The organism is Skermanella rosea (genome assembly GCF_016806835.2).
GTDB classification, from domain to species: domain Bacteria; phylum Pseudomonadota; class Alphaproteobacteria; order Azospirillales; family Azospirillaceae; genus Skermanella; species Skermanella rosea.
This window is the reverse complement of sequence record NZ_CP086113.1, coordinates 482,600-504,568: the sequence shown is the minus strand read 5'-3', so window position 1 is coordinate 504,568 and position 21,969 is coordinate 482,600. Positions and strand designations below refer to the sequence as shown.

The 21,969-nt window shown below is 69.1% G+C and carries 22 protein-coding genes; 13 read left to right on the top strand and 9 right to left on the bottom strand.

The window, feature by feature from the left end:
- Positions 1 to 68 precede the first annotated feature (68 nt).
- Positions 69 to 932 carry an HpcH/HpaI aldolase/citrate lyase family protein gene (locus JL101_RS33550; protein ID WP_203099314.1) on the bottom strand — a complete coding sequence of 288 codons (864 nt, stop codon included), beginning with the start codon at positions 930 to 932 and terminating at the stop codon, positions 69 to 71.
- A gap of 33 nt (positions 933 to 965) precedes the next feature.
- Positions 966 to 1,847, bottom strand: coding sequence for a fumarylacetoacetate hydrolase family protein (locus JL101_RS33545; protein ID WP_203099313.1), 882 nt, complete (start codon positions 1,845 to 1,847; stop codon positions 966 to 968).
- Positions 1,848 to 2,074: 227 nt separating this feature from the next.
- On the opposite strand from JL101_RS33545, the gene JL101_RS33540 reads away from it, so the two are divergent.
- The 8 genes from JL101_RS33540 (at position 2,075) to JL101_RS33505 (ending at position 10,410) form a co-directional block, all read left to right on the top strand.
- Positions 2,075 to 2,848, top strand: a complete 774-nt coding sequence (locus tag JL101_RS33540; RefSeq protein WP_203099312.1) for a FadR/GntR family transcriptional regulator — start codon at positions 2,075 to 2,077, stop codon at positions 2,846 to 2,848.
- A gap of 177 nt (positions 2,849 to 3,025) precedes the next feature.
- Positions 3,026 to 3,772, top strand: coding sequence for a sulfite exporter TauE/SafE family protein (locus JL101_RS33535; RefSeq protein WP_228435607.1), 747 nt, complete (start codon positions 3,026 to 3,028; stop codon positions 3,770 to 3,772).
- 31 nt (positions 3,773 to 3,803) lie between these two features.
- Positions 3,804 to 4,790 (top strand): aldo/keto reductase, encoded by a 987-nt coding sequence (locus JL101_RS33530; protein ID WP_203099311.1) that lies wholly within the window; start codon positions 3,804 to 3,806, stop codon positions 4,788 to 4,790.
- Between the two features lie 198 nt (positions 4,791 to 4,988).
- Positions 4,989 to 5,933, top strand: coding sequence for an alpha/beta hydrolase (locus JL101_RS33525; protein ID WP_203099310.1), 945 nt, complete (start codon positions 4,989 to 4,991; stop codon positions 5,931 to 5,933).
- An 83-nt stretch (positions 5,934 to 6,016) separates the two neighbouring features.
- On the top strand, positions 6,017 to 7,039 hold the full coding sequence (locus JL101_RS33520) for a Bug family tripartite tricarboxylate transporter substrate binding protein (RefSeq protein ID WP_203099309.1): 1,023 nt from the start codon (positions 6,017 to 6,019) through the stop codon (positions 7,037 to 7,039).
- Between the two features lie 24 nt (positions 7,040 to 7,063).
- Complete coding sequence (locus JL101_RS33515) at positions 7,064 to 7,591, top strand: tripartite tricarboxylate transporter TctB family protein (RefSeq protein ID WP_203099308.1); 528 nt, start codon at positions 7,064 to 7,066, stop codon at positions 7,589 to 7,591.
- Positions 7,592 to 7,594: 3 nt separating this feature from the next.
- On the top strand, positions 7,595 to 9,142 hold the full coding sequence (locus JL101_RS33510; protein ID WP_203099307.1) for a tripartite tricarboxylate transporter permease: 1,548 nt from the start codon (positions 7,595 to 7,597) through the stop codon (positions 9,140 to 9,142).
- Complete coding sequence (locus JL101_RS33505) at positions 9,139 to 10,410, top strand: LVIVD repeat-containing protein (protein WP_203099306.1); 1,272 nt, start codon at positions 9,139 to 9,141, stop codon at positions 10,408 to 10,410. Before JL101_RS33510 ends, JL101_RS33505 begins: the two co-directional genes overlap by 4 nt.
- A 46-nt stretch (positions 10,411 to 10,456) precedes the next feature.
- Here JL101_RS33505 and JL101_RS33500 read toward each other — a convergent pair whose 3' ends face one another.
- From JL101_RS33500 to JL101_RS33485, 4 genes are all read right to left on the bottom strand, one after another.
- Positions 10,457 to 10,969 (bottom strand): TY-Chap domain-containing protein, encoded by a 513-nt coding sequence (locus JL101_RS33500; protein ID WP_203099305.1) that lies wholly within the window; start codon positions 10,967 to 10,969, stop codon positions 10,457 to 10,459.
- A gap of 358 nt (positions 10,970 to 11,327) precedes the next feature.
- A complete protein-coding gene (locus tag JL101_RS33495; protein ID WP_203099304.1) occupies positions 11,328 to 11,831 on the bottom strand; it encodes a GNAT family N-acetyltransferase in 504 nt (167 codons plus the stop codon).
- Between the two features lie 108 nt (positions 11,832 to 11,939).
- On the bottom strand, positions 11,940 to 12,764 hold the full coding sequence (locus JL101_RS33490) for an alpha/beta fold hydrolase (RefSeq protein WP_203099303.1): 825 nt from the start codon (positions 12,762 to 12,764) through the stop codon (positions 11,940 to 11,942).
- 159 nt (positions 12,765 to 12,923) lie between these two features.
- A complete protein-coding gene (locus JL101_RS33485) occupies positions 12,924 to 13,070 on the bottom strand; it encodes a hypothetical protein (RefSeq protein WP_203099302.1) in 147 nt (48 codons plus the stop codon).
- A gap of 224 nt (positions 13,071 to 13,294) precedes the next feature.
- Between JL101_RS33485 and JL101_RS33480 the strand changes: the two genes are divergently transcribed.
- Positions 13,295 to 14,095: an alpha/beta fold hydrolase gene (locus tag JL101_RS33480; protein WP_203099301.1), complete on the top strand. Its 801-nt coding sequence runs from the start codon at positions 13,295 to 13,297 to the stop codon at positions 14,093 to 14,095.
- 135 nt (positions 14,096 to 14,230) lie between these two features.
- Here the strand turns inward: JL101_RS33480 and JL101_RS33475 are convergent, their stop codons facing one another.
- From JL101_RS33475 to JL101_RS33465, 3 genes are all read right to left on the bottom strand, one after another.
- Positions 14,231 to 15,436, bottom strand: coding sequence for an adenylate/guanylate cyclase domain-containing protein (locus JL101_RS33475; RefSeq protein ID WP_203099300.1), 1,206 nt, complete (start codon positions 15,434 to 15,436; stop codon positions 14,231 to 14,233).
- Positions 15,437 to 15,699: 263 nt separating this feature from the next.
- Positions 15,700 to 16,122 (bottom strand): hypothetical protein, encoded by a 423-nt coding sequence (locus JL101_RS33470; RefSeq protein ID WP_203099299.1) that lies wholly within the window; start codon positions 16,120 to 16,122, stop codon positions 15,700 to 15,702.
- A 114-nt stretch (positions 16,123 to 16,236) separates the two neighbouring features.
- Positions 16,237 to 16,839: a DUF924 family protein gene (locus JL101_RS33465; protein WP_203099298.1), complete on the bottom strand. Its 603-nt coding sequence runs from the start codon at positions 16,837 to 16,839 to the stop codon at positions 16,237 to 16,239.
- Positions 16,840 to 17,089: 250 nt separating this feature from the next.
- Between JL101_RS33465 and JL101_RS33460 the strand changes: the two genes are divergently transcribed.
- From JL101_RS33460 to JL101_RS33445, 4 genes are all read left to right on the top strand, one after another.
- Positions 17,090 to 18,097, top strand: coding sequence for a LysR family transcriptional regulator (locus tag JL101_RS33460; protein WP_203099297.1), 1,008 nt, complete (start codon positions 17,090 to 17,092; stop codon positions 18,095 to 18,097).
- A 116-nt stretch (positions 18,098 to 18,213) separates the two neighbouring features.
- Positions 18,214 to 18,468, top strand: coding sequence for an RNA polymerase sigma factor (locus tag JL101_RS33455; RefSeq protein WP_203099296.1), 255 nt, complete (start codon positions 18,214 to 18,216; stop codon positions 18,466 to 18,468).
- A 102-nt stretch (positions 18,469 to 18,570) separates the two neighbouring features.
- Positions 18,571 to 19,533, top strand: coding sequence for a ribokinase (locus tag JL101_RS33450; RefSeq protein WP_203099295.1), 963 nt, complete (start codon positions 18,571 to 18,573; stop codon positions 19,531 to 19,533).
- Between the two features lies 1 nt (position 19,534).
- Positions 19,535 to 21,955 (top strand): glycoside hydrolase family 65 protein, encoded by a 2,421-nt coding sequence (locus JL101_RS33445; RefSeq protein WP_203099294.1) that lies wholly within the window; start codon positions 19,535 to 19,537, stop codon positions 21,953 to 21,955.
- Positions 21,956 to 21,969: the final 14 nt, after the last annotated feature.

Genomic DNA, 21,969 nt, shown 5'->3' with positions numbered 1-21,969 from the left:
CCATCCTGTCTTCATCGTCTCCGCAGCGATCCCGGGCCATACAGGACCCGCGTCCCCGCTGTCCACGATCACGATGCCCGGACCCCCGCACGCGCCAGGATGCGCTGCATGGCGAGCACGACCGGCCGCTCGACCATCCGGCCGTCGAGCAGGACGACGCCTCCCGCGGCGGTTCCGCTGGCCTCCTCCAGGGCCGCGATGACGCGGCGGGCCTGGCCGATCTCCTCGGGCGTCGGCGAGAAGGCCGCGTTGACGACCTCCACCTGGGTCGGGTGGATCACCATCTTGGCCGAGAAGCCGAGCGCGAGGGCGCGCCGCGCCTCCTGGCCGCAGCCCTCCGGGTCGCCGACATCGACGAACGGCATGTCGATCGCCGGAACCCCGGCCAGCGCCGCCGCGTGGATCACCCGCGACCGGCCGTGGAGCAGGGCCTCCCACGATGCCGGCGCGCCCAGTTCCGCCGCCAGGTCCAGGCCGCCGAACATGATCCCGGAGAGCCGCGGCGAGGCGCCGGCGATCGCGGTCGCGTTCTCCACCCCGCGCAGGGTCTCGATCTGGGCCACGACCCGGAGACCGCAGCCGGCGGCGGTCAGCAGCTGGTCGATCCACTGCACCTCTTCCGCCGACTCGATCTTGGGAACGGCGATCGTTCCCCGTTCCGGGCGCGCCTCGATGACGGCCAGCAGGTCGCGGAGGCCGGGTTCGGTACGCACGCCGTTGATGCGGACCACGCGGTCGCACGCCCCGCCGCCGGCCTCCGCGAGGAAACGCAGCGCCTCGCCGCGGGCCTCGTCCTTCCGGCCCGGCGGCACCGCGTCCTCCAGGTCGACGCAGACCGCGTCGGCGCCGCTGGCCGCGGCCTTGGCGAACCTGTCAGGCCGCGTTCCCGGTACGAACAGCAGGCTGCGCCAGCCGATTCCGTTGGTCTTCATGTGTCTTCGTCCTTGTCGTCGCCCGGAGCCGGCCTATTCCAGGGTGTTGGCGAGGCGGCCGATGCCTTCCACCTCGATCGTGACGCGATCGCCCCGCTTCAGATATTTCGGCGGATCGAACCCGATGCCGACGCCGGCGGGCGTCCCGGTCGCGATGACGTCGCCGGGCATCAGGGTGATGCCGGCGGAGATGGTCTCGATCAGCGTCGGGATGTCGAAGATCAGGTCCCGGGTATTGGCGTCCTGCCGCAGCTCGTCGTTCACCCAGCAGCGCACGGCGAGGGATGCCGGATCGATCTCGTCCGCCGTGACGATCCACGGCCCCATGGGGCAGAAGGTGTCGAAGGACTTGCCCAGGAACCACTGCTTGTGGCGTCCCTGGACGTCGCGCGCCGTCACGTCGTTGATGATGGTGTAGCCCCAGACATGCCCGTAGGCCTGCTCCCTGGTGATGCCGCGGCCGCCCTTGCCGATGATCACCGTCACTTCGGCCTCGTAGTCGATGCTGTCGCTGATTTCCCCGGGATGGCGGATCGCCTCCCCGTCGGCGATCACGGACTCGGGCACCTTGGTGAAGATGATCGGGACCTCGGGCACCGCGTCCGCCTTGCCCTTGGCGCTGCTGTCGAACCCGCTGCGGGCGAACTCGTGCGCGTGGTCGTGGTAGTTCTTGCCGACGCACATGACGTTCCGGGCCGGACGCGGGATCGGCGCCCCGATCCTCACCGACGCGAGGTCGATGGCCCTGCCGGTCGGGCGGATGCGTTCCTTCAGGCCGTCGTACCGCCGGATCAGGTCGACCATGCCGTCCACGGGCTCGCCCAGGATCGATTCCAGGGGCCAGATCCCGCCGTTCTCCGGTTCGACCAGGCCGACGGCGGTGCGGCCATCCATCTGGAAAGTGGCGAATTTCATCGGGCCCTCCTGATCCATTCCAATGCCAATTGTCGCGCCATTATCGCCGGCCGCCGCGGTTTGCGCAACAATGGATCAGCGGAGCATCGCCGGGACTTGCCCGAGCCGTCCTCCACCGCATCATGTTCTTCCGATGTTTAGGGCGTTTCGGGATATTGCCGCCGGCCCTATTGACGGATAGAAATGGACGCTGTTTGGTTCACCATCGCGGACTGCGGGAACGGCTGATGAGCACGCAAGACATTCGCACCCAGAACATTCGCCCCCAGAATATTCGAACCAGGGCCGCGACGGGAGCCAGCGCCCTGGTACAACTCATCGAGAGCAACATCGCGGAGGGCGTCTGGAGTGCCGGCTTCAAGCTTCCGGCCGAACGCGACCTGGAGAAGCAGTTCGGCGTGTCGCGCAACACGCTGCGCAAGAGCCTGAAGCTGCTCCAGGACAAGGGCAGCATCATCCGCCACGTCGGCCGGGGATCGTTCGTCGCTCCGCCGCCGTCCAGCGCCGGTACCGGCACCGGTACCAGTTCCGGGGAGCCCGCCGCGGCCGACAGCCTGGTCCGCCGCATCCACGGCGCCAGCCCCGCGGAGATCATGGAGGTGCGCCTCGTGATCGAGCCCGCCGCGGTCGAACTGGCGGCGGTCCGCGCCAATGCCGAGGATTTCCAGCGCATCCGGGAGTGCCTGGCCCGGTCGGAGGCGGCCCCGGACATCGGGGATTTCGAGCACTGGGACGGCCAGCTCCACGTCTCGATCGTGATTGCGTCGAAGAACAGCCTGCTGATCGACCTCTACCGGACGATGAACGAGACCCGCAATCAGCCGGAGTGGCTCCGGCTGAAACGCCGCTCGCTGACGCCCGAGCGGCGCGGCATCTACCAGGACCAGCACCGGCGCATCGTGGCGGCGCTGACCGACCGGGACGCCCGGGCCGCCCGGTCGGAACTGCTCGACCACCTGCTGATGGTGCGGTCCAACCTGCTGGGCCCGACGGGGTCCTGAAAGCCGCCCGGCTCCGTCCTCTCTCGGACAGAATGGTTCATTTTTGGCACTCGAATTAGGCCGATTTCCCTTGGCGACGCGCCCGCGCGCCGTTAAGCTGCCGGCCATGGCCCGCCGACTCCTGCCCCCTGAGACTTCCGGCCCGCACACGTCCGGGAACGCATCCGGGAAGCGCCCGTGAGCGCCGGCACGATCCTTGTCATCGCAGCGGTCGTGCTCGCGACCTCCTTCCTGTCCGGGATCTTCGGGATGGCCGGCGGCATGATCTACATGGGCGCGCTGCTGCTCCTGCTGCCCGTCCCGGCCGCCATGGTGCTCCATGGCGTGACCCAGACGGCGTCCAACGGCTGGCGCGCCTTCCTGTGGCGCGGCTATGTCGCCTGGCCGATCCTGCTGCGCTACCTGATCGGCTCGGCGCTGGCCTTCGCCGCCTTCTCGCTGGTGCGCTTCGTGCCCGACCCGGCGCTGGTGCTGGTGACGCTCGGGCTGACGCCGTTCCTGGCCTGGACCGTGCCGGACCGGCTGGCTCCGCGCGCCGACCGCGCCGGCGGGGCCGAACTGTGCGGCTTCATCGGGACCGCCTTCCAGCTCCTGTCCGGCGTTTCCGGCCCGCTGCTCGACGTCTTCTTCGTGCGCTGCCCGCTCGACCGCCGGGCGGTCGTGGCGACCAAGGCCGCGTGCCAGGTCGCGACCCACCTGATCAAGCTCGTCTATTTCGGCCAGATCATCGGCGGCGCCGGTGACTCGCTCGGCTGGCCCGTGCTGGCGCTCTCGGTGGCGCTGGCCATGGCGGGAACCAGCCTGAGCCGGGCGGCGCTGGAACGGCTGACCGACGTCCAGTTCCGCAGCTGGACGCAGCGCATCGTGCTCGGCGTCGGCCTCGTCTACCTCGTGCAGGGCATCGCCGCCTACGCCGGGGGCTGAACAGTTGGAAGCAAACGGGGAGGTAAGGACGATGGAGCGTCGCAGCCTGGGAAACGCCGGCCTCAGCGTTTCCGCCGTGGGACTGGGGTGTTCGGGCATGACCGGCGACTACGGGATTCCCGACGATGCCGAGTCCACCGCCACGATCCGCCGCGCGATCGATCTCGGGGTCACCTTCTTCGATACGTCCGACGCCTACGCCGACGGCCGCAACGAGCAACTGATCGCCGGCGCCATCGCCGGGCGGCGCGACGGGCTGGTCCTGGCGACCAAGTTCGGCAATATCCGGGGTCCCAACGGCGAACGGGGAGGGGTGAACGGCCGTCCCGAGCATGTCGCCAAGGCCTGCGAGGCGAGCCTCCGCCGCCTGGGCGTCGACGTCATCGACCTGTTCTACCAGCACCGCGTCGATCCCGACGTGCCGATCGAGGAGACCGTCGGCGCCATGGCCCGGCTGGTCGAGCAGGGCAAGGTCCGTTTCCTCGGCCTGTGCGAGGCAGGGGCGGAAACGATCCGCAAGGCCCACGCGACACACCCCATCTCCGCGCTGCAGATGGAGTATTCGCTGTGGAGCCGGGATGTCGAAGACCGCATCCTGCCGCTGCTGCGGGAACTGGGGATCGGCTTGGTGCCGTACAGCCCCCTCGGCCGCGGATTCCTGACCGGGGTCTTCCGCCGGCGCGACGACCTGATCCCGACCGACCGGCGACACGCCCATCCCCGCTTCCAGGAAGGCAACTTCGAAGCCAATCTCGCCCTGCTGGGCACCCTGGACCGCATCGCCCAGGAGCGGCGGCTGGCGCCCGCGCAGGTGGCCCTGGCCTGGGTGCTGTCCCGCGGTCCGGACATCGTGCCGATCCCGGGCACCAAGCGCCGCCCCTGGCTGGAGCAGAACGTGGCGGCATCGGCGGCTCGCCTGGACGACGCCGACCTCGCCGCGCTGGAGGAGGCCTTTCGGCCCGGCGCCGCCTCCGGCCCGCGCTACCCGGAAGCGCAGCTGCGCCGGCTCGGCATCTGAATCCGGCCTTGACCAATCCGTGATTGGTTCTCGCCCTGCAGCAATAGCACGGACGAGGAAATCACCGGCTTGACAATGCTGCGCCATTGTCGCCCAATACCAATCCATTGCGGATTGGTCATTGAATGGCGCAACGATAGGGCCGCCGCACCGCCAATCCGTGATCGTGACTTGCACCGCCAGACGGGAAAGGATCCGATGACGCAAGCTCAAGCCTCCCACGAAGCATCGCCCGGCGGCGTTTCACCCGGCGGCCTGGAACACTGGACGACCAAGGGCGACGTGCGGCTGTTTCTCTGGGAAAAGCCCGCCGTCGCCCGCTCCGGGAAGCGGGGCACGATCCTGTTCGTCCACGGCTCGTCCATGGCATCGACCCCGACCTTCGACCTCCAGGTTCCCGGCCGCGACGACGCTTCCGTGATGGACTATTTCGCCCGGTGCGGGTTCGACACCTGGTGCGTCGACATGGAAGGCTATGGCCGGTCGGACAAGAACCGGGCCATCACCTCGAACATCTCGGACGGCGCCGACGACCTGGCCGCCGCGTCGGCCTATATCCAGGAACAGCGCGGCTGCGGCCCCCTGCTGGTCTACGGGATCTCGTCGGGCGCCCTGCGCGCCGCCCTGTTCGCCGAACGCCATCCCGACCGGGTCGCGCGCCTGGCGCTCGACGCGATGGTCTGGACCGGGGATGGCAGCCCGACCCTGGCCGAGCGCCGCAAGAAGCTGCCCCAGTTCAAGTCGGGGAAACGGCGGCCGATCGACCGGGCATTCGTACATTCGATCTTCACCCGCGACCATCCCGGCACCGCCGACGAGGCGGTGGTGGACGCCTTCGCCGACGCGATCCTGGCGCTCGACGACTCCATGCCGGTCGGGACCTACATCGACATGTGCGAGAACCTGCCGCTGGTCGACCCGGCCCGCATAACGATGCCGACCCTGGTGATGCGCGGCGAATATGACGGGATCGCAAGCTTCGATGATCTGCTGAAGTTCTTCGCGCTGCTGCCCAATCCCGACAAGCAGTTGGCGGTGATGCCGGGCATCGCCCACGCCAGCTTCCAGCAGAAGAACTACGCGATCGTCTACCACATCCTCGGCTCCTTCTTCGAGCAGCCGGCCCCCGTCTACCGCGGGTGACCGGCGGCGTTCCGCCGCCCTTGGCCCGCGGGACCGGCCCGACAAGAGCTGTCCAAAGAAAAAACAACCTGGGAGGGAAATCCATGGACCATACAACGCGCATCAGCCGCCGGGCGCTGTGCGGCGGCATGGCCGCCGCCGGGCTGCTGGCCGGGTTCACGCCCGGACTGCCCCTGTCCCGCGCCGTCGCGCAGTCCTATCCCCAGCGGAACTTCCGCGTGATCATCCCGACGGGGCAGGGCGGCGGCGCCGAAAGGCTGGCCCGGGCCTTCGACGATGCCTGGTCGAAGCTGCTCAACCAGCAGTTCGAATATACCTTCCATCCCGGTGCCGCCGGACAGATCGGCTACGAGCTGTTCGTCAAGCAGCGGGAGGCCGACGGCTACAACCTCCTGTTCGGCAACATGGGACCGGAGATGATCATGTACGCGGTCCAGAAGCCCGACTACAGGTTCCCGGAGGACTTCGTCTATTTCAGCCGCACCGACATCGACGACAGCTGCATCTTCGTGCGCACCGACTCCCCCTACAAGGATCTGAAGTCGGTGGTCGAGGCGGCGAAGAAGAACCCGGTGAACGTGGCGGTCAGCCGGATCCCGCATCCCGCGTCGATCGGCATGCTGGCGCTGGGCGAAGCCACCGGCTCGACCTACAACCTGATCCCCTACGGCGGCGGCAATCCGACCTATGTCGCGGTGATGAACGGCGAGGCGGACATCGGCGCGCTGCCGATCACCGGCGTGCTGTCGCTGTCCAGCCAGTTCAGGGTGCTGGGCGTCTTCAACCGCGAGAACATCTTCGCCGACATCACCGGCAACGCGCCGACGGTCAACGCCGCCTTCGGCACCTCGATCCCGGACCTCTATTCGTCCAGGGCCTGGGCCGTGCACGCCGCCTGGGCCGACGCCAACCCGGAGGATTTCGCCCTGCTGGAGCGCACCTCGCAGGAGGCCCATGCCTCCGAGGCGTTCCGGGACGCCTTCGTCAAGACGGGAGCCCCGGTCGAATCCCTGAAATACGGCAACCGCCAGGTCTGCACCGAATACGCCATGGCCATGCTCGACCTGGCGAAGCGCTATGAACCGGTGCTCAGCGCGCAGCGGTAGCCCCGGCGGCCAAGGAGCAACGTCATGAGCCAGAAAGTGGCGCAATCGCTGCGGCAGCGCCGGAACGCGCAGCTCGGCGCCGACCTGATCATACCGGTCCTCGCCGCCGGCTTCACGCTCTACTACCTGATCTCCTCGTCCAACCTGGTTTGGGAAGCGCGGGCGAACGGGACGGTGGTGGGGGTCGTGCTGCTGGCCCTGATCGCGATCCAGGTCGCCCGCGTCGTCCTGCGCCTGCGCGGCGGCACCGGCTCGCTCGGGTTCGGCGACCTGGGCCGGTGGACGCCCGCGCAGGGCCAGCGACTGGCGCTGATCGGCGTCCTGATCCTGTTCATCGCCGCCATCCCCTGGCTCGGGACGACGCTCGGCCTGTTCCTGGTGATGCTCGCCGCCATGTGGATCCTCGGATTGCGGGAACCGGTCACCCTGTTCGCGGTCGCCGGCGGCGTGGCCGCGGCCGTGTTCCTCGTCTTTATCGTCTTGCTGGGGGCGCGGTTCCCCCCGGGGCCGGTCGAGCGGGTCCTGGTCCCGCTGCTCGGCGGGGGGATCTGAACCATGGGTTGGGACAGCGCACTCCTCCTCTCGCTCGCGGTCGACGCGGTCATGCTCACCTGGGTCGTGGTCCCGGCGGTGCTGCTCGGCATTCTGGTCGGCGCGATCCCGGGCTTCAGCGCCCAGAACACGCTGATCATCCTGCTGCCGCTGACGCTGGCCATGGACATCAACACCGCCCTGGCCTTCATGGTGTCGCTCTACTGCGCGACCCATCTGGGCGGCGGCATCCCGGCGATCCTGGTCAACATGCCCGGAACCGGCGGGGCGGCGGCGACCACGCTGGACGGCTACCAGATGACCCTGAAGGGCAGGGCGCAGCAGGCGCTCGTGCTCTGCTTCGTGGCATCCACCGTCGGCGGGCTGGTCACCAGCATCGCGACCGTCGCCCTGCTGCCGTTCCTGGCCCAGGTCGGGATGTATCTGCGGAGCGTCGAGATGGTCGCCGTGATGGTGTTCGGCCTGGTGCTGATCGCCGCGATCGCGGCCGACGATCCGTTGAAGGGGATCATCGCCGGCTTCTTCGGCCTGATGATCGGGGCGATCGGCACCGACCATATCTACGGCACGCCGCGCGCGGCCTTCGGTTTCCTGGAGCTGTACGACGGCGTGCCGCTGGTGCCCGCCCTGATCGGCCTTTTCGCGATCTCCGAGGCGTTCAGCATGATGGAGCGGTCGACCATCGTGCCGCGCTCCGCCGTCGTGGACTCCCGCGCGCACTGGGCGGACACGATCGAAGGCCTGCGGCTCAGCCTCAAATACTGGTGGCTGACGATCTGGACCAGCTTCGTGGGCCTGCTGATCGGCGTCGTGCCGGGCGCCGGGGCCAGCATCGCGTCGTTCGTGGCTTACCAGCAGGCCCGCATGTTCTCCAAGACGCCGGACGAGTTCGGCAAGGGCTTCGCCCCCGGCGTGGTGGCACCCGAGTCCGCCAACAACGGCGTCACGTCGGGCACGCTGGTGCCGCTCATGGCGATCGGCGTGCCGGGCGGCAGCACCGCCGCCGTGATGATGGTGGTCCTGCAGTACCACGGCATCGTGCTCGGGCCCCGGCTGTTCATCGAATCGCCGGACATCGCCTACGGCATCTTCTTCTCGATGACGCTGTCCTACATCGTGATGCTCTTCACGATCCTGCCGCTGGCCCGCTACATGAGCCAGGTGGTGCTGATCCCGACCCGGATCCTCGTGCCGCTGATCCTGTCCCTGACCATCGTCGGCGCCTTCGCCAACCGGGAATACGTGTTCGACATGGGCCTGGCCCTGGTCTTCGGCGTGATCGGGTACATCGCGCGCAAGACCAACTACCACGTCACCGCGATCCTGATCGGCATCATCCTGGGGCCGCTGTTCGAGCAGTACCTGCTGCGCTCGCTGCGGATCGGGCAGGGCGACCTGACGATCCTGTTCTCCTCCACCACCGGGAACGTGCTGTGGGCCTTCGTGGTCCTCTCGGTCCTGCTGCCCTGGCTGCGCAGCCGGCAGCAGGAGCGCCAGCGGCGGATCGAGCGCGAAACCCCCTCTGCCCTGACCGGAGACCAGCCCCGATGACCGGCATGCCGCTCGCGAAGAACCTCCGCCTGGTCGGCCACCTCGACCTGCCCGGCGGAGGCCAGGTGACGGTGTCCGGCGGCCACGCCTTCGTCGGCCACATGAAGCCGCCCTTCGGCACCACCATCGTGGACGTGCGCGATCCGGCCAATCCCCGGGTCGCCGCCTCGGTCGAACTGCCGGACGAAGCCTCCCACACCCACAAGGTCCGGGTCGTGGGCGACCTGATGATCACCAACGTCGAGCAGAACGACCGCCACGCCCTGCGGCGGGGAGCGAGGCTGGCGGAGGCGGCGTCCGACCTTGCCGCCCGGCTCGGCCGGCCGCCCTCCGACGCCGAGCTGGCCGCCGCCCTGAAGATCCCCGAAGACCTGCTGCCCCGGCTGCGCCACGTGCTGGAGCACGGCTACCGCGACGGCGGCTTCAAGGTGTACGACATCTCCGACCGGACCCGCCCGCGGGAGATCGCCTATGTCCGCACCCACGGGGTCGGCGTCCACCGCTTCGACATGGACGACCGCTACGCCTACATCTCGACGGAGATGGAGGGCTATGTCGGCAATATCCTGGTGGTCTACGACATCGCCGATCCGGCCCGGCCGGCCGAGGTCTCGCGCTGGTGGATGCCGGGCCAGCATGCGGCCGGCGGGGAAACGCCGCACTGGGCGGGGCTGCGCAACCGCCTGCACCACGCGCTGCGCTTCGGCGACGAGCTGTGGGCCTCGGTCTGGTATGCCGGGCTGCGGGTGATCGACGCGTCCGACATCACCGACCTGCGCACGGTAGGATCGTACGATTACCACCCGCCGTTCCCGGAGCCGACCCACACCGTCGCCCCGGTTCCGGTGCGGTGGCAGGGGCGCCAGGTCGCGGTCGCGGTGGACGAGGAGCACGACCATGTCCGCGGCCAGCTCCATGGGGGGCTCTGGTTCCTCGACGTGGAGGACCGGGCCGACATCAGGCCGATCGGCATGTTCCACCTGAGCGAGCTGGACTCGCCCTTCGCCCGCGCCGGGGCGCGCTTCGGGGCGCACCAGTTCCAGGAACGGGTGACCGGCGACCGGCTCTATTGCACCTGGTTCTCCGGCGGCCTGCGCATGCTGGACATCGCGGATCCCACGGCCCCGCGGGAGATCGGCTGGTTCATCCCCGAGCCCCCGAAGGGTCAGCCCTGCGCCCAGAGCAACGACGTCTTCGTCGATGACCGGGGGCTGGTCCACGTGATCGACCGGAACCGCGGCCTCGATATCCTTGAGCCGCTGATCTGACGGCGGCCGCGCCGGAGCTGGCCCGATCCGGCAGGGGAATTCCGGCCTATCGGCTCGTCGGCTGGTCGGAGAGCTTCGGTCCGACCGTCAGGGAGATCGCCTCTCCCTGCTTCACGCCGTAGGCTTCCAGGGCCTTGCCCAGCTCTCGCGCCGCACCGCCGTTGCCCAGGCTGGCGCTGCCGATGTCCTTCTTCCAGTTGTCGGATTCGTTCTCGGGGGCCGACCACCCGAGGCGTTCGAGGATGTCGGGAGTGTCCGCTTTCATGAGGGGATGGTTGAACTTGCTGACCGCTTCGGCCCGAAGCCCGTCATCGGTGCGGGTCAGGGTCACATAGGACTTGTCTTTCTCGCTATAGACCTTCGCCGCCATTTCGGGCTGGGACGCGACGAAGGTCGCGAGGTCGGACAGGCAGTCCTCGGTGAAGCTCCTCGACTGCTCCGTCATGACACCGGCGCACGATGCCCGATCCGGTTGCTGGGCGACCGCTCCCCCCGCACCGGCCGCGGGAACCGACAGCGCGAGGGCCGTCACCTGTAAGACCGTCTGCCAGCGGATCATCGAGCCTCTCCCTGTCATGCTGCCACGGACAACAGGGCGGCGGGACCCCCGGTTCCACTGTCCCGCTGGACGGGCATGTCTCTGGGATGGAAATCCTATCACGATTCTGCTACGGTGCTGCCGGCGCTCGCGCGGGGTCTTTGACAACCGAATCATGGGTTTCCCGGTGCGGACCGGTTCGCCCAAGCCAGCAGGCGGGCCGGCGTCCAGGGCCGGGCGGGATGACCCGGGATGACCTTGGTTGACCGTCCGCCGGCTTTTTCGCACGGTAACTCTCCCATCCGCGACGCCGATGCGGACGCATGATGACATCCGCTGTCGTTTGCCGACACGCTCCGGGGGGGCGGCAGGCTCCGGGTCAGCCGGCGAGTGACCGTCCCAGGAAGATCGTCCCCGGCACGGGCGTGTCGTAGTAGGCGGCGATCGGCGTGAATCCCGCCTTCCGGTACAGCGCGATCGCCTCGGTCAGGGTGGGCAGCGTGTCCAGCCGCATCTCACGGTATCCGATCCGCACCGCCTCGGCGAGGATGGCATCGACCAGCGCCCGGCCGAGACCGACGCCGCGTCCCCGCGGCAGGACGTAGAGCCGCTTCATCTCGCAGCAGCCGGCCTCGGGGCAGCCGGCGGGCGCCATGGGCCGGAGTGCCACGCAGCCCAGCGGCTCGCCGTCGATGCCGTGCGCCAGGAGCAGTTCGCCGGCCGGCGGCGCGTAGTTGCCCGGCAGGGTCGCCAACTCCTCGGCGAAGCCCTGGTAGGCGAGGTCGATCCCGAGCGAGGAGGCGTATCGCTCGAACAGGCGGGCCGCGGTCTCGAAGTCGGCGGCCGTCCTGGCCGGCCCGATCCGGAAGGGGGGTTGGGTCATGGCGTCGTCACGCTGTCCGGCGGTGTCCCGCGATCGTGGCATTACCGAAAGGTGCGCCGCCGGTTTCCCCGGGGAAACCGGCGGCGCACCCGTCAGGAGCGGTTGGCCTCAGCCCTGGATGAAGGCGAGAAGGTCGGGGTTGATGATGTCGGCATGGGTGGTGCACATGCCGTGCGGCAGTTTCTCGTAGACCTTGAGCGTCCCGTTCTTCAGCAGCTTCGCGGACAGCAGGGCCGAGTCCGCGATCGGCACGATCTGGTCGTCGTCGCCATGCATCACCAGCGTCGGGACGTCGATCGCCTTGAGGTCCGCGGTGAAGTCCGTTTCAGAGAAAGCCTTGATACCGTCGTAATGGGCCTTGGCGCCGCCCATCATGCCCTGGCGCCACCAGTTCTCGATGATACCCTGCGACGGCGCCGCTCCCGGACGGTTGTAGCCGTAGAACGGACCGCCCGCGACATCCAGGTAGAACTGCGCCCGGTTGGCGGCGAGCTGCTGCCGGAAGCCGTCGAACACCTCGACCGGCAGGCCGTCCGGGTTGGCCTCCGTCTTCACCATGATCGGCGGCACCGCGCCGATCAGCACGAGCTTGGCGACGCGCCCTTGGCCGTGCCGGGCGACGTAGCGGGCCGCCTCGCCGCCGCCCGTGGAGTGGCCGACATGGATCGCGTCGCGCAGATCGAGATGCTCCACCACGGCGGCGACGTCGGCGGCATAGTGGTCCATGTCATGGCCGTTCCAGACCTGGGTCGACCGGCCGTGCCCGCGCCGGTCATGGGCGACGACGCGGTAGCCCTTGTCGAGGAAGTAGAGCATCTGCGCGTCCCAGTCGTCGGAACTGAGCGGCCAGCCGTGATGGAAGACGATCGGCCGGCCGGAGCCCCAGTCCTTGTAGAAGATGTCGACGCCGTCCCGGGTGGTGATCACGCCCATGTCTCTGCTCCTTTCGATGACGGGATTGGTCCTGGTTCGCGAGGAAGGTAGGGAAGGTGCCGGCGCGGTGGCGCCGACACCGAATACCAGGGTATCACGGCGGGCCGGATTCACCGTTTCCGGATTGGCCGGTCCGCCGCGACCGCGCATCCCGCGGGATCAGACGAAGAAGTAGTCCACGCCCTCTTCCAGGCCGACCTTGTCGACCGTCACGGTCATGTCGCCGTAGGTATATCCGTCGTAGGTGGTCGTCACATGGAACGTCGTCCTGCCGCCGTACTCGGACACGCCGGTGGTCGTCTCCAAATAATCGTAGTAGCCATCGTCGAAGTAGATCCGGTCGCCGCCATAGGCGCCCGCCCGGTCAGGGCGATCGGCAGGCGCGCGACCTCGGTCCCGGGGCTGCCGGTGGCTTCGGGACGCCCGGATGCCCGGCCCGATCCGGAATCGGCTATGGGCATCCGGGTCTGCCGCGACGTATGTTCCGGCCGGCGCGCCCGATCCCAACTCCGGACAGGAACATTCCCGAGATGCCCGACACCCCGCCCCCGACCGTCACGGAGACCGATTGCCGGATTCCGATCGGGGAGGGGAGCCTCTTCGCCAGGATCTGGACGCCGGAAGGCGCGGAGTCCGGCCGGCCGGCGCCGGTCCTGCTGTTTCACGACTCCCTCGGCTGCGTCGAGCTGTGGCGCGATTTTCCCGGCCTGCTCGCCGCGGCGACGGGCCGGCGCGTCGTCGCCTACGACCGTCTCGGCTTCGGCCGCTCGGATCCCCATCCGGGACCGCTGGACCCCGATTTCATCGCCAGGGAGGCGCGGCAGGTGGTCCCGTCGCTGTGCGAGCAGGTCGGGGTGACGGACTTCGTCGCCTGCGGGCACAGCGTCGGCGGCGGCATGGCCGTCGAGACGGCGGCCCGGTTCGGGACGCGGTGCCGCGCGCTCGTGACGATCGCGGCCCAGGCCTTCGTCGAGGACAGGACGCTTGACGGGATCCGCGCCGCCCGGCGGGAGTTCCAGGATCCCGCCAACCTCGCGAGGCTGGCAAGATACCATGGCGGCAAGGCCGAATGGGTCGTGAACGCCTGGATCGGCACCTGGATGTCACCCGGGTTCGCGGACTGGAACCTGGACGAGGTCCTGCCGGCGGTCCGCTGCCCCGTGCTCGCCGTTCACGGCGACGGGGACGAATACGGGTCCGGCGAACACCCCAGGCGCATCGCCGCGGGGCGCGGGACCGTCCACATCCTTCCCGGGACCGGGCACGTGCCGCATCGGGAGAACCGGCAAGGGCTGATCGCCGCCATCCGCGGGTTTCTAGGCGGTATCTAGGTGCGGTGTCGTCGCGCCCCGCGGCGGGGTATGCCGGTCCGAACGGGAACAAAACATCAACCATTCGCGGGCCGGAAGCCCGGAACCCACAGAGATATCCCCCGATTCTGTGGATAAGGGCGATTTGCCCCGGACTTATCCGGCGTCGCCGTGATCCAGCGTGAAGAGTTCCTGCGGCCGCTCGATGCCCCGCAGGGCGTAGCGGCCCACCGAGACCAGGCGCCGAGTGTCGGGACCGCAGGCCCTGGCGAAACTCTCCGAGACCAGGATCGGCTGGTCCAGCGACCGGCACAGCGCCTGGATCCGGCTCGCCTCGTTGACCGACGGGCCCACCACCGTGAAGTCGAGCCGGTCCCGGCTGCCGACATTGCCGTACAGCACCTCGCCCTCGTGGAGCGCAAGGGTGAACCCCGTGGTCGGCAGCCCGGCCGCCGACCGCGCGCGGTTGAGGTCCGCGACGGCCCGCCGGGCCGCGGCGGCGGCGTCCAGCGCGCGCCCGCAGGCGACGCAGGCCTCCCCGGCGATCGCGGCGAGGATGCCGTCGCCCAGGAACTTCAGGACTTGGCCGCCATGGTCATGCACCACGCCGACCAGGCAATCGGCATAGGCGTTCAGCAGGTCGATCAGCTGCTCGTGGGGCAGCGTGTCGGCCAGCCGCGTGAATCCGACGAGGTCGCTGAACCACAGGACCTTGCGGACCGCCATGACCTTGCCGCGCTCGATCTCGCCGCGCAGGATCCGGTCGGCGACGTTCTCGCCCAGATATGTGGAGACCACGGTGCGCGCCGTGTCGATCGACATGGTGGCCTTGAAGGCGAGGGTGAAGGCCGGAAGCGTCGCCCTGATCAGGGCCAGGTCGCCCTCCCCGAACCCGCCCGGCTCGCGGGTCGCCCAGGACGTCGCGAGGCCGCGCGTCTCGCCCAGGAAGGCCCCCTCGCCGTAGCGGACGATCCGGGTCCAGTAATCGGTTCCGCCCGATGCCGCGAGGTCGGCCAGCAGCGGGAAGAGGTCGGCGCCTTCCCCGCGCGACAGGTTCCACCGGTTCTCGACGGCGCCCCGGTCCAGCATCCATTTCCAGGTGCTAAACCGCCACTCGTCGTTCTCGTCGCGCAGGGTGAGGCGCGGGAAGAATTCGACGCGCAGGCCTTCGCCGGCGATCCAGCGGTGTCCCTGGGCGTCGATCAGCGGGTGCAGCGTATCGGCGCCCACCGAGGCGCGCCAGACGGGAAGGCCGGCGGCGACGAGCCGCTCGCAGTAGCCGGTCACCAGCTCCGCCTGGGACAAGCCCTCCAAGCCGGCGGCAAGTGCCCATTCCTGTATTCCGGCGGCCGTGGTCGACATGTCACACTCTCCAAGTCATTCGCGGCTGCGGCCCGCTCCGTCAACCGGAAGACGAGGGCCCGTCGCGGAGACTTTACCTCCGGCAGGGGCGGTGTCAAAACTCTGAGTTGACGATGACAAGCCAGGCATGGGGAAGGGTCGGGAATGGTCAGCTGGAGCGGAACTGCCGCGGACGACGTGCGGCGCGGGACGGCGGAAGCGGACAGGCTCTTCGGACGCGGGGGCGACGACGTCCTGTCGGGGTTGGGCGGCGATGCCTCCCTCTACGGCGAGGACGGCGGGGATGGCTGTACGGGGACAGCGGGAACGACTTCCTGGGCGGCGGCAACGGCTCCGACACCGTCCGGGGCGGCGCCGGCGACGATACGCTTGACGAGCTGGATGGCGGCTGGTGGTACGACAACATCCTGGTGGGCGGCCCCGGCGACGATTTCTACCGTGTGTACGGAAGCGTGTTCGAGGATGTCAGCAGCTTCGTGAGGGAGGATCCCGGCGAGGGCATCGACACGGTGGAGTACCAGGGAGATTTCTTCACCGAGGACGGCACCCAGCTCGGGCATGTGGAGAATTTCACCGTCCTGGCGACGCCGATCATCGACATCGGGCCGTGGATCGAGTTCGACGGGAACGACCGGAACAACAGGATCGGCGTCAACGACTGGGCCACCTGGCACGTCAAGGGGCACGGGGGCGACGACGTCCTGTCGGGCAGCTACGGATCCGAAGCCTCCGACCAGGGCTTCAGGGCCGACGACCGGCTGGAGGGCGGGGATGCCCTGGTCCTATCGATGCATGTCCGCTCACCCGGCGAACCCGCCCTCGTCCAGGTAGCGGCGCTCCTCCGGGGTCGTCTCCCGTCCGAGGATGGGGTTGCGATGGGGAAAGCGACCGAACCGGCGGATGATGTCGCGGTGCCGCCGCGCGTGTCCGACCTCGACGCCGCCCATGCGCTCGGCCATCGATACCGAAAGGTTCTGGTCCGCGAGGGACTCCGAATGGCCGAAAGGCAGGTACACGAAAGGGCGGAGCGCACGCTCCACCCGGATGTCGTGACCGCGCTCCACGGCGGATCGGGCGACCGCGCGCGCCATCGGATCGGAGCCATACATGCGCGGGGAGTTGCGGAAGGCATTCCGAGGGAACTGGTCGAGCAGCAGGATCAACGCCAGCGCCCCCTCGGGCGTCTCCGCCCAGCGGTCCAGGTCGCCTCGGGCGGCGGCCTCGTGGAGGTCCAGGAACCGCTCCCGGAAGAGCCGGTCGAAGCCCTCGTCCTTGGCGAACCAGAGATCCGGACCCGCTTCGCGCCAGAAGGACACCACGTCCCGCCCGTCGGGTGCCTCGACCCGGTCGAGGCGCTCCGTGAATGCCGGCGTGCCGGCGATGAGATGGCTGAAGTCGATCATTCTCCGTCCTTCGTTGCCGATTTCGCTGTCCGTAGACTTCCCGCATCGTATGGCCGGAAGCAAACGACGAGTATTCAGCACCTCGCTGCACGGTATTCACGGCCCTGGGTGCGCGGGAATGGACGGTGTCGGGCTCCCGGCACCTGCACATCCATCGGCCCGGCGGCGATTCCGGGATATCGGCGACGCTGGCCGAGCACGACACCGTTATCATCGGGTAGGATAGGGAACGCATCCCGGGCATCGGAGCATGAAGGACATCGATCTCTCGCGAGCCGACCTCAACCTCCTCGTGCTGTTCGAGGCGGTGCTGCAGGAGGGGCACGTCGGCCGTGCCGCGGAGAGGCTGAATCTCTCCCCTTCGGCGGTCAGCCATGGGCTCGGGCGCCTGAGGCGGATGCTCCAGGATCCGGTCTTCCTGAGGACACCCCGGGGCGTGGTCCCGACCGCCCGCGCGCTGGAACTGGCCCCGCCCATCGCGGATGTCCTCTCGGGTGTCCGGCGGGTGATGGCGGCAGCGGAGCGGTTCGACCCGGCCCGGTCCAGGCGGCGCTTCACGATCGGCGCGCCGGACGGGGTCTCCGCGGTGCTCCTGGTCCCGATCCTCGCCGCGCTCGGCCGCGAGGGCCCGGGAATCGACCTTGGCTTGCGGCAGCTCCTCCCCAAGCCCGGCACCGTGGACCCCCGGCGCGCGTGGCAGGCCGTGCTGGACGATCTGGAGGCCCGCGCCATCGACCTGGCCATCGTCCCCCTTGACGAGATCCCCCAGCGCTTCGCGGCACGGACGCTCTACGAGGAGGACTTCGTGGTCGCGGCGCGGGCTGGCCATCCCTTCGCCGCCGACCCCAGCCTCGAACTCTACTGCGAGATGCGGCACCTGGTCGTCTCCCTGACGGGCGACGCGCACGGGATATTCGACGAGGCGCTCGCCGCGGTCGGGCGTTCGAGGCGGGTCGCGGTGACCGTGCCGAACTTCATGCAGGCCCTCGCGCTCCTGGCCGAGACCGACTTGCTGGCGGCCCTGCCGAGGCACCTGGTGGAGATGCACGCCGGGCGTTTCGGCCTCGTCAGCGTCGAGGCGCCGCTGCCCGGACCGGCCACCAGGATCCAGGCCGTCGCGACCCGGGCCGCCATGATGGACCCGGGGGTGGACTGGCTCTTCCGCGTGATCGGGCAGGCGGCTCCCGACGACGTGCCGCCCCGCTCTTTCGGCGTGTCCGGCACGCGACCGGGCAATCCCCGGCACCGGGCAGCCTAAGCCGGAATAGAAACGACCCGGACCCGACGTCTTGACCTGCGTCATGTCGGGAATCTTTTCGATTGCGTAGTATTCGTCCGCCCTCGATCAGAGAGCGGCATGCGAGAGTAAATGAAATGAAGACCTCGTATCTGCCTTCGACCTTGGCGCAGGTTCGCCACGAGGTCGAGGCCCTGCCGGCAGAAGGGCGCGCGGCGCTCATGCTGGTATGCGTGCAGGGACTGACCTATCAGGAGGCCGCGCGGGAACTCGGCCTTCCGCTGCAATCCGTCAGGAAGCACCTGCTGGGCGCCCGCCTGGCGCTCATGCGCGGGCTGGGGATGGCCGGCGACAGGCGGCTGGACCACGCCGGAGCCCATCGAACGTCCTGAAAGGGTCACCGTGACATCGGGCTTGCCTGGATGTTGTCCTGACCTTTGAGGAGGCGCTCGCGCAGCCGCGCAGCGACGCTCCCCAGCGACGGAGACCAGGCCTTGCACGAACCGGTGCTTCTTTCTCTCGGCAGCATCAACGCCGATTTCGAGGTGCGCGTCGACGAACCCCTGGCGGAGGGGCTCACCCTGATGGCCCATGACTTCGCCCGCGTCGGCGGCGGCAAGGCGGCCAACGTGGCGCTGCTGGCCCACAGGCTCGGGCACCGGGCGGTCCTGATCGGCAGGGTCGGGGACGACGACCTGCGCGAGCAGGCCCTCGCCCCGCTCCGGCAGGCCGGCATCGATCTGCGCCACGTCTCGACCGCCCCGCGGACCGCCACCGCCGTTTCCATGATCACCGTTCCCCCGGACGGCAAGAAGAGCATCGTGCTGGCACCCAACGCCAACGATCGCTGGGACGACGCGGCGGTCAGGGACGCAGTCGGCGCGATCGCCGCCGCTCCGGAAGGATCGGTGCTGGCCGTCGACTACGAGGTGCCCGCGGATGTCGTCAGGGCCGCGACGGAGGCGGCGGCGTCGCGCGGATTGCGGATCGTGCTCGACCCCTCCAGCGCCGACCGCGTCGAGGCGGACGTCCTGGCACGCGTCCACGCCATCGCCCCCAACGCCAAGGAGGCGGAGCAGTTGACCGGCATCGCGGTGGACGGGAGCGATGCCGCGCGGCGGGCGGCATCCCGCCTGGCGGACAGGGGTATCGCGGTGGTCTGCGTCAAGATGGCGGACGGCGGCTGCGTCCTGGCCCATGACCGGCGGTTCACCCTGGTCCCGGCGGCCGACATGGAAGTCGTCGACAGCACGGGAGCGGGCGATGCCTTCACCGGCGGGCTCGCCGTCGCCCTGCTGGAGAACAAGGATCCCGTGGAAGCGGCCTGCATGGCGGTCGCGGCTTCCGGGCTGGCCGTGACAGGCTACCGCTCCCAGGAGTCCTATCCGGACAGGGAGAGGCTGGACCGCCTGTTGCCCATGATCGCCGACGGAGTGCAGGCCTGTGCCGGAGCCTGAGATGACCGAGGTGCCGCACCTTGTCTGCACGTTCGACACCTATTCCCCGGAGGACGAGCGTCGGCGTGAATCCCTGCTCCTGCTCGGCAACGGCGTCCTCAGCGTCAGGGGTGCCACCACCGGCGCCGCCGGCGGGGAGTCGCATTATCCCGGAACCTACCATGGGGGAACCTACAACCGGCTCGCCGACACCATAGAGGGCGAACCGGTCGAGAACGAGTCCCTGGTCAACCTGCCCAACTGGCTGCCCCTCGAATTCCGGACCGACCGCACCGACGGCTGGTGCGCGATCGGATGCGCGGAGATCCTGGACTATTGCCACTCCCTCGATGCCGCGGAAGCCACCACGCTGCGCGAGGCGACGCTCCAGTCCGGAGGGGTGCGCTTCCACCTGCGTGAACGGCGGCTGGTCAGCATGTGCCAGCCCAATGTCGCCGCCCTGCAGGTCGAGCTGACGCCGCTCGACTGGTCGGGCCGGATCGAGATCCGGTCCCTGATCGACGGAGCGGTCGAGAATGCCGGCGTCGCCCGGCACCGCTTCTACAGCGGCCGCCATCTGCAGATCAGGCGGCTGGAGGAGGCCGGCCCCGGCGTCCTTCTGGTCGGGGCCGAGACGAACCAGTCCCACGTCCGGATCGCCGTGGCCGCCCGGACCCGGGTCAGCGGCGTCACGGTCGAGGATGCCGCCGTCCGCAGCGGCGATGCCATGATCGCGCAGCATGTCTTCTGCCGCGCCGAGGCCGGCCGCCCGATCCTGATCGAGAAGGCGGCGGTGATCCTCACTTCGCGGGATCCCGCGATCTCGGAGCCGGACGAGGCGGCCTGCGGCCTCGTCGCCGAGCTTCCCGACTTCGACGGCCTGCTGGATGCGCACCGGAACGCCTGGCGGCGGATCTGGAAAGGGTGCCGGATCCGGACGGAGCGCGAGGATCTCGGGAACGCCCTCGGATTCCATGCGTCCTACCTGTTCCAGAACACATCCCCGCACACGGCTTCCTACGATACCGGCATCCCGTCCCGCGGCTGGCAGGAGGGCTACCACGGCCACATCTTCTGGGACTCGGTCTTCTCGTCGGAGGTGCTGGCGACCCGTCTCCCCGATGTCGCGCGCTCGCTGCTGGTCTACCGCTACAAGCGGCTCGACGCCGCGCGCAGGGCCGCCAGGCTGTGCGGGCTGCGGGGTGCCATGTATCCCTGGCGCAGCGCCGCGGACGGCAGGGAGGTGACGCCGCGCCTCCAGTACAATCCGCTGTCCGGGCGCTGGATGCAGGACCATACCCATCGGCAGCGCCATGTCGGCTCGGTGATCGCCTATCAGGCCTGGCGCTACTTCCAGGCGACCGGCGATCGGGAGTTCCTGAGCAGCTACGGCGCCACCATGATCCTGGAGATCGCCCGCTTCTGGGCCAGCCTGGCACGGACCGGAGAATCCGGCCGCACCGAGATCCACGGCGTGATCGGACCGGACGAGTACCACACGCTCGACCCCGCGACCGGCGAACCGGGCCTTCGCAACAACACCTTCACCAACGTCATGGCCGCCTGGACGCTCGCCCACGCCGGCGAGGTCCTTGGACTCCTGCCCGACCGGCGCGCCGGCGAGATCCGGGAGAGCCTGGGTCTCGGGCGGGAGGATTTCGCGCGCTGGGACGACATCACCCGGAACATGCGCCTCGTCATCCGCGACGACGGCGTGATCGGGCAGTTCGAGGGGTTCGACGAGCTGATCGAAGTGGACCTGGACAGCTTCAAGGAGGAGCTGGGGGGCCGTCGGACCGACTGGGCGCTCGAAGCCCGCGGCGACGACGTCAACCGGTACCAGGTGGTCAAGCAGGCCGACACGATGATGCTGCTCTACCTGCTGTCGGAGCGGGAGCTGGCGGACATCGCCGGGCGCTGCGGATACCGGCTCACGCCGGAGCAGCTGCGCCGGACGGGCGACCATTACCTGAAGCGCACCACGCATGAGTCGAGCCTGTCGGACCTGGTCTATGCCGGCGCACTGTCGCGCCTGGCGCCGTCCCGGGCGCGGGACCTGTACTGGAGCGCCCTCAGCCCCGACGGCGAGACGGGTCATTCCGGCACGGACGAAGGCGTTCACCTCGGCGCGATGGCCGCCACCATCGACGTGGTCCAGCGGCATTTCACGGGCATGACACCGCATCTCGACGGGATCGAATTCGATCCGGCCCCGCCGGACGATCTCGGCTGGATCGCGTTCGAATTCGCCTACCAGTCCGGCGCCTACGAGATCAGGCTGGACTCGGAGTGGCTGGAACTCGCCTCCGATCCTGGCAACCCGTCGCCGATCCGGGTTTCGTGCCGGGGAAGGCAGGAACGCCTGGCTCCCGGCTCGACGCTCAGGCTGCCGATCTCCCGACATGCCTCAGTGGTGAAGCGATGCGAACCTGGTCCGGCATGACACCGGGCACCCGT

Bases quoted from the DNA above. Each gene is read 5' to 3' on its own strand.
- JL101_RS33550 (WP_203099314.1), bottom strand. From the start codon at position 932: ATGAAGACCAACGGAATCGGCTGGCGCAGCCTGCTGTTCGTACCGGGA.
- JL101_RS33445 (WP_203099294.1), top strand. From the start codon at position 19,535: ATGACCGAGGTGCCGCACCTTGTCTGCACGTTCGACACCTATTCCCCG.
- JL101_RS33510 (WP_203099307.1), top strand. From the start codon at position 7,595: ATGGGTTGGGACAGCGCACTCCTCCTCTCGCTCGCGGTCGACGCGGTC.
- JL101_RS33540 (WP_203099312.1), top strand. From the start codon at position 2,075: ATGAGCACGCAAGACATTCGCACCCAGAACATTCGCCCCCAGAATATT.
- JL101_RS33455 (WP_203099296.1), top strand. From the start codon at position 18,214: ATGAAGACCTCGTATCTGCCTTCGACCTTGGCGCAGGTTCGCCACGAG.
- JL101_RS33530 (WP_203099311.1), top strand. From the start codon at position 3,804: ATGGAGCGTCGCAGCCTGGGAAACGCCGGCCTCAGCGTTTCCGCCGTG.
- JL101_RS33490 (WP_203099303.1), bottom strand. From the start codon at position 12,764: ATGGGCGTGATCACCACCCGGGACGGCGTCGACATCTTCTACAAGGAC.
- JL101_RS33465 (WP_203099298.1), bottom strand. From the start codon at position 16,839: ATGATCGACTTCAGCCATCTCATCGCCGGCACGCCGGCATTCACGGAG.
- JL101_RS33500 (WP_203099305.1), bottom strand. From the start codon at position 10,969: ATGATCCGCTGGCAGACGGTCTTACAGGTGACGGCCCTCGCGCTGTCG.
- JL101_RS33505 (WP_203099306.1), top strand. From the start codon at position 9,139: ATGACCGGCATGCCGCTCGCGAAGAACCTCCGCCTGGTCGGCCACCTC.
- JL101_RS33515 (WP_203099308.1), top strand. From the start codon at position 7,064: ATGAGCCAGAAAGTGGCGCAATCGCTGCGGCAGCGCCGGAACGCGCAG.
- JL101_RS33545 (WP_203099313.1), bottom strand. From the start codon at position 1,847: ATGAAATTCGCCACTTTCCAGATGGATGGCCGCACCGCCGTCGGCCTG.
- JL101_RS33475 (WP_203099300.1), bottom strand. From the start codon at position 15,436: ATGTCGACCACGGCCGCCGGAATACAGGAATGGGCACTTGCCGCCGGC.
- JL101_RS33525 (WP_203099310.1), top strand. From the start codon at position 4,989: ATGACGCAAGCTCAAGCCTCCCACGAAGCATCGCCCGGCGGCGTTTCA.
- JL101_RS33520 (WP_203099309.1), top strand. From the start codon at position 6,017: ATGGACCATACAACGCGCATCAGCCGCCGGGCGCTGTGCGGCGGCATG.
- JL101_RS33460 (WP_203099297.1), top strand. From the start codon at position 17,090: ATGAAGGACATCGATCTCTCGCGAGCCGACCTCAACCTCCTCGTGCTG.
- JL101_RS33480 (WP_203099301.1), top strand. From the start codon at position 13,295: ATGCCCGACACCCCGCCCCCGACCGTCACGGAGACCGATTGCCGGATT.
- JL101_RS33495 (WP_203099304.1), bottom strand. From the start codon at position 11,831: ATGACCCAACCCCCCTTCCGGATCGGGCCGGCCAGGACGGCCGCCGAC.